This window comes from Pseudomonas sp. BN414, from assembly GCF_029871275.1.
GTDB lineage: Bacteria > Pseudomonadota > Gammaproteobacteria > Pseudomonadales > Pseudomonadaceae > Metapseudomonas > Metapseudomonas resinovorans_C.
On the sequence record NZ_SSOL01000029.1, the window covers coordinates 1 to 8,713 of the forward strand.

The 8,713-nt window shown below is 63.0% G+C and carries 8 protein-coding genes; 4 read left to right on the plus strand and 4 right to left on the minus strand.

Annotation, left to right across the window (positions count from 1 at the left end; translation table 11 throughout):
- The first annotated feature begins 70 nt into the window (after positions 1-70).
- The 3 genes from E8E95_RS04085 (at position 71) to E8E95_RS04095 (ending at position 2,256) form a co-directional block, all read left to right on the plus strand.
- Positions 71-1,293 (plus strand): IS3 family transposase gene (locus E8E95_RS04085; RefSeq protein ID WP_280347810.1). Its coding sequence is split into 2 segments (ribosomal slippage): positions 71-416 and positions 416-1,293, totalling 1,224 coding nucleotides; the frame shifts between segments, so codons are not numbered across the junction.
- A 10-nt stretch (positions 1,294-1,303) separates the two neighbouring features.
- Positions 1,304-1,618, plus strand: a complete 315-nt coding sequence (locus E8E95_RS04090; RefSeq protein WP_280348314.1) for a multicopper oxidase domain-containing protein — start codon at positions 1,304-1,306, stop codon at positions 1,616-1,618.
- A gap of 20 nt (positions 1,619-1,638) precedes the next feature.
- The gene (locus E8E95_RS04095) at positions 1,639-2,256 is read left to right on the plus strand and encodes an SCO family protein (protein ID WP_280348316.1); all 618 of its coding nucleotides are present in this window, start codon (positions 1,639-1,641) and stop codon (positions 2,254-2,256) included.
- Between the two features lie 72 nt (positions 2,257-2,328).
- Here E8E95_RS04095 and E8E95_RS04100 read toward each other — a convergent pair whose 3' ends face one another.
- The 3 genes from E8E95_RS04100 to E8E95_RS04110 form a co-directional block, all read right to left on the minus strand.
- Positions 2,329-3,588 (minus strand): MFS transporter, encoded by a 1,260-nt coding sequence (locus E8E95_RS04100; RefSeq protein WP_280348318.1) that lies wholly within the window; start codon positions 3,586-3,588, stop codon positions 2,329-2,331.
- 51 nt (positions 3,589-3,639) lie between these two features.
- A complete protein-coding gene (locus E8E95_RS04105; protein WP_280348320.1) occupies positions 3,640-4,707 on the minus strand; it encodes a TIM barrel protein in 1,068 nt (355 codons plus the stop codon).
- Positions 4,708-4,828: 121 nt separating this feature from the next.
- Positions 4,829-6,325 (minus strand): PLP-dependent aminotransferase family protein, encoded by a 1,497-nt coding sequence (locus E8E95_RS04110; RefSeq protein WP_280348322.1) that lies wholly within the window; start codon positions 6,323-6,325, stop codon positions 4,829-4,831.
- Positions 6,326-6,563: 238 nt separating this feature from the next.
- Here E8E95_RS04110 and E8E95_RS04115 point away from each other — a divergent pair, with 238 nt between their 5' ends.
- On the plus strand, positions 6,564-7,097 hold the full coding sequence (locus E8E95_RS04115; protein ID WP_280348324.1) for a transposase: 534 nt from the start codon (positions 6,564-6,566) through the stop codon (positions 7,095-7,097).
- Positions 7,098-7,214: 117 nt separating this feature from the next.
- Here the strand turns inward: E8E95_RS04115 and E8E95_RS04120 are convergent, their stop codons facing one another.
- Entirely contained in the window at positions 7,215-8,711 is a 1,497-nt protein-coding gene (locus E8E95_RS04120) for a CoA-acylating methylmalonate-semialdehyde dehydrogenase (protein ID WP_280348325.1), read from the minus strand.
- Positions 8,712-8,713 lie beyond the last annotated feature (2 nt).

Below are 8,713 nucleotides of genomic sequence, written 5' to 3' on the forward strand. Positions count from 1 at the left end.
TGAACGAGCCCCTTGAAACACAGGACACCGTTTCCCCCTTACCATAAGGGATAGGCAAACGACTGTGTTTATGACTACCAGCAAAGACAAAACCATCGAAGTGCTCGGCCAGGAGCGGCGTCGCCGCTGGAGCGTCGAGGAAAAACTGGCCATGGTGCGCGAGAGTCTCGAGCCCGGGCAAAGCGTCTCGGTGGTGGCCCGGCGCAACGGCATCAACCCCAACCAACTGTTCCACTGGCGCAAGCTCTACCAGGACGGCAGCCTCTCGGCGGTCAGTGCCGGTGAAGCGGTGGTGCCCGCCTCCGAGTTGGCCGATGCCCTCAAGCAGATCCGCGAACTGCAACGGATGCTGGGCAAGAAGACCATGGAGGCCGAGATCCTCAAGGAAGCGGTGGAGATCGCCCGCTCGCGAAAATGGATTGCGCACTCACCCTTGTTGCCGGGGGACGACCAGTGAAGGCGGTCAGTGAGAGTCTCGGTGTGGCGCGCTCGCAATTGACGGCTCGACTCAAACAACCCGCTCCAGGGCTGCGGCCTCGTCGGCGCCGAGCGTTCAACGATGTGACCTTGGTCGAGCAGATCCAGCAGGCAGTCGGCGCCCTGCCCAGCTATGGCTATCGTCGGATCTGGGGTCTGTTGCGTCGGCAGCATGAGCAACAGGCCCTGCCACCGGTCAACGTGAAGCGGGTTTACCGCGTCATGCGTGATCACGATCTGTTGCTGGAACGCCGTCGCAAGCAGCCGGGTGTGGCGCGGCGTCACGAAGGTCGTGTCGCCGTGGATACAAGCAACACCCGCTGGTGTTCGGATGGCTTCGAGTTCCGCTGCGAGGATGGTGACAAACTGCGCGTGACCTTCGCTCTGGACTGCTGCGACCGCGAAGCCATCAGTTGGGTGGCCAGCCCACACGGCTACAGTGGCGACGATGTCCGCGACGTGATGCTGGAAGCCGTCGAGCAACGCTTCGGTAGCGAGCTGCCTGCGTCGCCGGTGCAATGGCTGAGCGATAACGGCTCGGCCTATACCGCCGAACAGACCCGGGTCTTTGCCCGGCAGATCGGCCTGCTACCTCTGACAACACCGGTGTGCAGCCCACAGAGCAACGGGATGGCGGAGAGCTTCGTGAAGACCATGAAGCGCGACTATATCCGCCACATGCCCAAGCCCGATCGAGCGACGGCCCTGCGCAACCTGGCCATCGCCTTCGAGCATTACAACGAGGAACATCCGCACAGCGCACTGAACTACCGCTCACCTCGGGAGTTCAGACGCTTGGCTGAGGCATCAACTTAACGGGGTACCGGTGTCCGGTTTGATAGGGGCAAGTCCAATTCCGCTGGGTGCCACCGAAGTCTGGGAACTGTCGGGCAAGGGTGGCTGGGACCATCCCGTCCATATCCATCTGGAGGAGGGGCGAATCCTCAGCAAAAGCTCGGGGGCGGTGCCGCCTCACGAGCGAGGTCGCAAGGACGTCTTCGTGCTCGAGGGGAGCATGACCATCCGGTTGCTGGTGCGTTTTCGCGATTTCACCGGCAAGTACGTGATGCACTGTCACAACGTGATTCACGAGGACCACGAAATGATGGTGCGTTTGAATGTCGTGGATACATCCACTTGATCGGCAAGGGTGGAGACCAGATGAACACACGAAGAGATTTGATGCTCGGTATGGGGACCGCCGCACTGGGGCTATATGCCTTGCACAGTATCCTGAGTCTGCCGCGAGCGACGGACGCCGGTACGACCGGCGAGCAACGCATTCCCAATACGCCGCTGTACACGCACGAGGGCAAAGCGGTCAGGTTCTACGACGACCTGGTGCGTGGGAAGGTGGTCGCCATCAACATGATGTACGCCAGTTGTACCGGGATTTGCCCGACCGCCACGGCGAATCTAAAGCAGGTGCAGCAGCTATTGGGCGACCGTGTGGGGCGCGACGTCTTTATGTACTCGATCAGCCTGCAACCCTTGCTGGATAGTCCGCATGTCCTCAAGGCCTATGTCGAACAGCACCACATCGGACCTGGCTGGCAGTTCCTGACAGGTCGGCCTGAAGATGTCGAGCAATTGCGCTACGCCCTTGGTTTCTACGACCCTGATCCACTGTTCGACGCGGACAAGGCCAATCACACAGGCTTGCTGCGCATCGGAAGCGATCCGGATCAGCGCTGGACCACGGCGGCCGCCCTGGCATCGCCCAAACAGATCTGGCGCACGATCAATCACGTGGATCGAACGAGGTTGCGAGCGGCGTAGGGCGATGACGTATTAGCGGGAGGGGCATCAGAAAAAGCCGGCCTGATGGCCGGCTTTTGCAGGGTGCGGCGATCAAGCCAGCGATTCACCGGAAGTCGCAGCGACGCGTTTGCTCACCGAACGTTGCAGCAGGCTGGAAACCATGAAACCGATTACAGCCAGCACGCTCATCAGCGTGAACACGTAGGTGTAGCCCTGTTCGCCCGGATAGTGGTCGAGCAGTGCGCCATAGATGATGTAGGCGAACATGCCGGGCGCGTAGCCGATCAGGCAGCCGATGCCGAAGGCCGAGCCGCTGATCCGCGAGGGAATTCCCACTTCGCTCATCGGCGCCCAGAACACGCCGCGCATGGTGAATACCACCAGGGCGAAGGAGAGGGTGGCGGCCATGCCGGCATAGATGTAGCTCTCACCATGGGGGATGCTGAAGATCACGGCCATCAGCGGCAGCAGCGCGAGGAAAGCCCACTTCAGGTAGCGGCTGGGACTCTTCAGACCCTTGTCGGCGATGAAGCCACCGGCTGGACCACCCAGCACTTTGAGGAAGTACTGGTTGATGATGCCGTAGGCGCCGACCAGGGCCACCGGCAGCTCGTACATGTCCTTCAGGTAAGGGATGAAGTAGGTCAGGCCGCAGTAGACGATGTAGACCATGAACACGTTCAGGCTCACCAGCCAGATGCCTGGCATGCGCACCGCCTCCATCAGGCCGGCGAAGCCGATGGGTTCGCGGTTACCGTTCGCCTGGCGCGCGTCCCTGAGCAGGAACAGCGTAAGCAGGCCGACAACGATATCGATGCCCGAATAGAACAGGATGGCGGCCTTCAACCCGGCGGCGCCGGAGCCGAGGGCGACGAAAACCCCTAGCGCTGAGAAAGCCACGAGTGTGTCCACCACGCCACGGCCGCCTTCCAGGAAGCCGAACATGCGTCCCTGTTCACCGTCGTCGCCGAGGTTGCGGATCGCCTTGAGCAGGGATGGCCAGAAGATGCAGTCGGCGCACACAGCGAGCAGTGCGAAGACGATCAGCAGCTGGCTGTAGCCGGGGAAACTGGCCAGGTACAGGCCCAGGGCACCGGTGCCGATCAGGCCGAGGGGGATGAGCTTGCGCGTCTCGAAACGGTCAGCGAGGAAGCCGCCGACCACGAACAGCGCGGTGGCGATGATGGCGTTTGCACTGAGCAGGGTGCCGATTTCGGTATGGGTCAGCCCCATGTGCTCCTGCATCGGGATGTAGAAGGCGTCCTTGAGGTTGGCCAGTTTGTAGATGGTTCCGCCGCCAAGGACGAGGACCAGGAAACGGAGCCATTTGGCTTTGTTCTGTGCTGTCATTGTTGTTCTCCACAGCTTCCAGAGTTGTCGAAGGGCCGATTGATCGGCCGGTCAGATGCGTTCTGCGTCGTCCAGCGTCAGTTCGGCCAGCAGGCGCAGTTCCGCCAGCAGGCCGCGCATGTAGCGCACCTGGTTGTTGGCCCAGCGGTGTTCGTCGGCGAGCATGCGTTCGAGGCTGTAGCCCGGGGGCAGCGGCGTCTCGCTCATTTCGCGGTAGGGAATGAAGGGATCGGCGTCTTCGCCGGTCTGCCGGAAGGCGGGGGCGATGTAGTGGTTCTCCTGCTCGAGGATGAACGCCACTACTTGCGGAGCGGTTTCGCCCAACAGCAGCAGTTCCAGCAGCATGCGTGCGCCAGGCAACTGGTCGTCGGCGCCGCCCTGGAGCACGCCGTAGTGGCCGAAGCCGCTCTGCTCGGGGACCACGCGCACGCCTTTGAGGTGCACCTGTCGAATGTAGGGCGCGAGATGGGCCAGTGCCGGTAGCGGTTGTTCGCAGGCATTGATCATGTTGCCGAAGTCGAACAGGGCATTCAGGCGTGGATGACCGACACGGCGAAGCAGGCTGGCGATCTCGTCGCTCTTGAGTTCCTCGTGCTGCTCGAAGTCGAAGTTGAGGTCGTGCTCGTCGGCCAGCCGCGCCAGGCGTTGCAGGTCGTCTTCGATCAGGTCCATCACGCGCGAGAGGTGGCCCTCGTAGCGGGAGTAGACGCGTATATTGCGGCTGCCGATTGCACGGGCCACCGCCACTGCCTGATCGACGTCCTCGGGCAGGGTGCTGCTGATCTCCACATGCACGTCCAGCTCCAGCGCACGGGCTTTTTCGGCGAATGCGGCAAGTTGCTCGGCGGTCATGCGCGAAAGGCTGTTGTGCTCGCCGTCCAGCAGGTGCAGCGAGAGGCCGTCGAGCTCATGCCGGTAAGCGAAGTCGAGCATGTCTTCGGGCGTGACACGCCCCTGGGTGAGGTTGGTCAGCAGCGGATAGCCGTGGGCGAACAGGCGCATGGTGTCCAGGCGTTCCAGCAGGCGGCGGGCAAGGTCGGGAGTCAGCGGCGGGGGCGCACTGTCCGCCCCTGCGTTATGGCTTAGCAGGGCGGCGAATCGGGCTTGTATAGCGTTCATTATTGTCATTCCTGATAGCGACGCCGGGGTGGCCGGCAGTGCTTTTATCGCTCCGGAATGGCGCTATACCTATAGCCACTATTGTTTGGTTTAAATAGCCATTTTGAGCGCGGGTCCGCGCTCAAATTCGTACGCCAAGGGTACTCAGAGCCCGCGCGAATTCCTGTACACGCTGTTCGGCCTGCGTTTCCGGCATGGCGGCGAACCCCAGCAGTAGCCCAGGCGGCATCTGGTGGCGGATGCAGTAATCACGCAGGGCGTAGGTGTAGACCTGATGGTCGGCGAGCGAGCGGGCGAGGGCGGCGTCGTCCGTCGTCTCGGGCAGCCAGCCAATGAGGTGCAGTCCTGCTTCCACGGCATTCACGTTCAGGTAGCCGCCCAGGTGGCGCTGCAACGCCTCTACCAGGCACGCCTGCCGCGCCTGGTAGAGATTGCGCATGCGGCGTATGTGGCCCAGGAAGTGACCGTCCAGCATGAAGTCGGCGGTGGTGGCCTGGTGCAGCGTGGAGGGGCTGCGGTCCATGACGGCCCGAATGGCACAGAAGGGGTCCACCAGGTCTTCCGGGAGGATCACGTACCCCAGGCGCAGGGACGGGTACAGCACCTTGCTGAAGGTGCCCACGTGGATGACCTTGTCCCACTGGTCCATGGCGTATAGCGCTGGCTGCGGGCGACCGACATAGCGGAACTCGCTGTCGCAGTCGTCCTCGATGATCCATCCCTGGAAGCGCCCGGCCCAGTCGATCAGTTCCTGGCGCCGCGCGTAGCTCATGGTGGTGCCCAACGGGTGCTGGCGCGAGGGGGTGGTAAAGGCCAATCGCGCCTCCGGGCATTCACGCAAACCCTGTTGCACGTCCAGGCCCTGGTCGTCGATGGCGAGGGGCACCAGATGACAGCCTTGCGCCTGGAAGGCGATACGCGCGGCGATGTGGCCGGGGTCTTCCATCCACACACTGTCACCCGGATTGAGCAGAAGCATGCCGAGAAGGTTGAACGCCTGCTGGGCGCCGGAGGTGATGACCACCTGATCGGCGCTGCACTCGATACCGCGTGCATCTGCAACATATTCGACGATGGCCTCACGCAGTCGCAGTAAGCCCTTTAGTTCGCCATACCCCAGTTCAGCCTTGCCCGGCTTGCGCAGCTGGCGGTTTATCAGGCGCTTCCACGCCGGCATCGGGAAGGCATCGTAGGCCGGGTGACTGGGCAGGAAGGAGGTCGGGCAATCCGGCGCCCAGGCGCTGTAGGACATGCCGCTGAAATGGTCGCTGCGCAGGGAATGCACGGCCTGGCTCATACTCGACAGGCGCGGTGGCTTGCGCGGTTTGTCGGCTGCGGCCTTGCGTCCCTCCCACTCATCGCCGACATAGGAGCCCGCACCCGTACGCGACGCCAGGAAGCCCTCGGAGGTCAATTGGTCAAAGGCGTTGAGCAAGGTGATACGCGACAGGCCCAGTTCTTTGCACAGGGTTCGCGTCGAGGGCAGGCGCGTGCCGCCGGGCAGGCGTCCGGAGAGGATCTGCTTGCGTACCTGCAGATAGAGCTGACGGTAGAGGGGAACAGGGCTGGAGCGGTCCAGTTCGATGCCTGTCAGCAACATACCGCCGGGGGTCTTCATCGAGGGCCGCCTTGTGTCGGGAGGTGCGTTGGAAACCAGCATATTGTCATTGTTGGGTGGCGAGCCGGTAGGGCGATGGCCTGGCGCTGGGAGCGGTGATGGGTTTCGCTGCGCTCTACGCCATCCTACGGGTGCATGGGAGGGATCGGACACCTAGGCTTGTGCTCGACGTGAATCCCCGTTTGTAGGATGGGTAGAGCCTGCGAAACCCATCATCTACAGGCAAGGAAGCCTCGCCATGACCAACTACCGTCGCGACCACACCCCGGGTGCCACCTGGTTCTTCACCCTCAACTTGGCTGACCGTAACAGCCGTTTACTCACCGAACATCTCGACCTGCTCCGTTTCAGTTTCCGTGAATGCATGAAGCGCCATCCCTGGCGCATCGACGCCATCGTGATCCTTCCAGATCATCTCCATGCACTCTGCAGCCTCCCAGCAGGTGATTCGAACTACGCACTACGTTGGCGTCAGATCAAGAGCAGCTTTTCCCGCGCAATGCCGGCGAGCGAATCACTTTCGGCTAGCCGACGAAACAAAGGCGAACGCGGCATCTGGCAACGCCGTTTCTGGGAGCACCGCATTCGCGATGACGACGACTTCGCCCGGCATGTGGATTACATCCACCACAACCCGCGCAAGCATGGGCATGTGGCGCGGGTGGTGGATTGGCCGTGGTCGTCGTTTCACCGGTATGTGAAGGAGGGAATCCTGCCGGCGGATTGGGCGGGGGATGGTGATGAACTGGACCACGGTGCGGGGGAATGGTGATGGGTTTCGCTGCGCTCTACGCCATCCTACGGAGCCAAGTAGGATGGGTAGAGCTTGCGAAACCCATCAAATAAAAAAGCCCCGGCGATTGCCGGGGCTTTTTGTTCAATGCCTCACTTAGCCGTTGCTGGGGAAGGCGAACTGCGCCGCCTCGTGGCTGGCGCGCTGCGGCCAGCGCTGGGTGATGGCCTTGCGGCGGGTGTAGAAGCGCACGCCGTCCGGGCCGTAGGCGTGGAGGTCGCCGAACAGCGAGCGCTTCCAGCCGCCGAAGCTGTGGTAGGCCACCGGGACCGGCAGCGGCACGTTGACACCGACCATGCCCACTTCGATCTCGTCGCAGAACAGGCGGGCGGCTTCGCCGTCGCGGGTGAAGATGCAGGTGCCGTTGCCGTACTCGTGGTCGTTGATCAGCTGCATGGCGTCTTCCAGGCTGCCGACGCGAACGATGCAGAGCACCGGGCCGAAGATTTCTTCCTGGTAGATGCGCATGTCGGCTTTGACGTGGTCGAACAGGGTGCCGCCAACGAAGTAGCCATCTTCATGGCCGGCCACGCGGTAGCCACGGCCATCCACCACCAGCTTGGCGCCGGCAGCGACGCCGTCGTCGATGTAGCCGACCACCTTGTCGCGGGCAGCGGCGGTGACCAGCGGGCCCATGTCCAGGCCGCAGTTGGTGCCGGCGCCGATCTTCAGGCCCTTGATCTGCGGAACGATCTTGTCCACCAGGGCATCGGCGATCTGGTCGCCTACGCACACGGCTACGGAGATGGCCATGCAGCGCTCACCGCAGGAACCGTAGGCGGCACCCATCAGTGCGCTGACCGCGTTGTCGAGGTCGGCGTCGGGCATCAGCACAGCGTGGTTCTTGGCGCCGCCCAGGGCCTGCACGCGCTTACCGCGCTTGGTGCCTTCGGCGTAGATGTATTCGGCGATGGGGGTAGAGCCGACGAAGCTCAGGGCCTTCACTTCCGGGGCTTCGATCAGCGCGTCCACGGCTTCCTTGTCGCCGTTGACCACGTTCAGCACGCCCTTGGGCAGGCCGGCCTGATGGAACAGCTCGGCGATCAGCAGGGTGGAGCTCGGGTCACGCTCGGAGGGCTTGAGGATGAAGGTGTTGCCGCAGGCGATGGCCAGCGGGTACATCCACAGCGGCACCATGGCCGGGAAGTTGAACGGGGTGATGCCGGCGACCACGCCCAGCGGCTGGAAGTCGCTCCAGGCGTCGATGTTCGGACCGACGTTGCGGGTGTATTCGCCCTTGAGGATTTCCGGGGCGGCGCAGGCGTACTCGACGTTCTCGATGCCGCGCTTCAATTCACCGGCGGCGTCTTCCAGGGTCTTGCCGTGCTCTTCGGCGATCAGCTTGGAGATCACCGCTTCGTTCTGCTCCAGCAGTTGCTTGAAGCGGAACAGCACCTGGGCGCGCTTGGCCGGCGGGGTGTTGCGCCAGGCCGGGAACGCGGCCTTGGCGGCGTCGATGGCCTGCTGGATGGTGGCGCGGCTGGCCAGGCCGACCTTGCGGTGGGCTTCGCCGGTGGACGGGTTGAACACGTCCGCGGTGCGGCCTTGGTCGTCGATGCGTTCGCCGTTGATCAGGTGCGGGATGAGGCTCATGG

What these genes read in the sequence shown, in the direction of transcription:
- E8E95_RS04115 (WP_280348324.1), top strand. Translation starts at nt 6,564, where the DNA reads ATGACCAACTACCGTCGCGACCACACCCCGGGTGCCACCTGGTTCTTC.
- E8E95_RS04100 (WP_280348318.1), bottom strand. Translation starts at nt 3,588, where the DNA reads ATGACAGCACAGAACAAAGCCAAATGGCTCCGTTTCCTGGTCCTCGTC.
- E8E95_RS04120 (WP_280348325.1), bottom strand. Translation starts at nt 8,711, where the DNA reads ATGAGCCTCATCCCGCACCTGATCAACGGCGAACGCATCGACGACCAA.
- E8E95_RS04095 (WP_280348316.1), top strand. Translation starts at nt 1,639, where the DNA reads ATGAACACACGAAGAGATTTGATGCTCGGTATGGGGACCGCCGCACTG.
- E8E95_RS04105 (WP_280348320.1), bottom strand. Translation starts at nt 4,707, where the DNA reads ATGAACGCTATACAAGCCCGATTCGCCGCCCTGCTAAGCCATAACGCA.
- E8E95_RS04110 (WP_280348322.1), bottom strand. Translation starts at nt 6,325, where the DNA reads ATGAAGACCCCCGGCGGTATGTTGCTGACAGGCATCGAACTGGACCGC.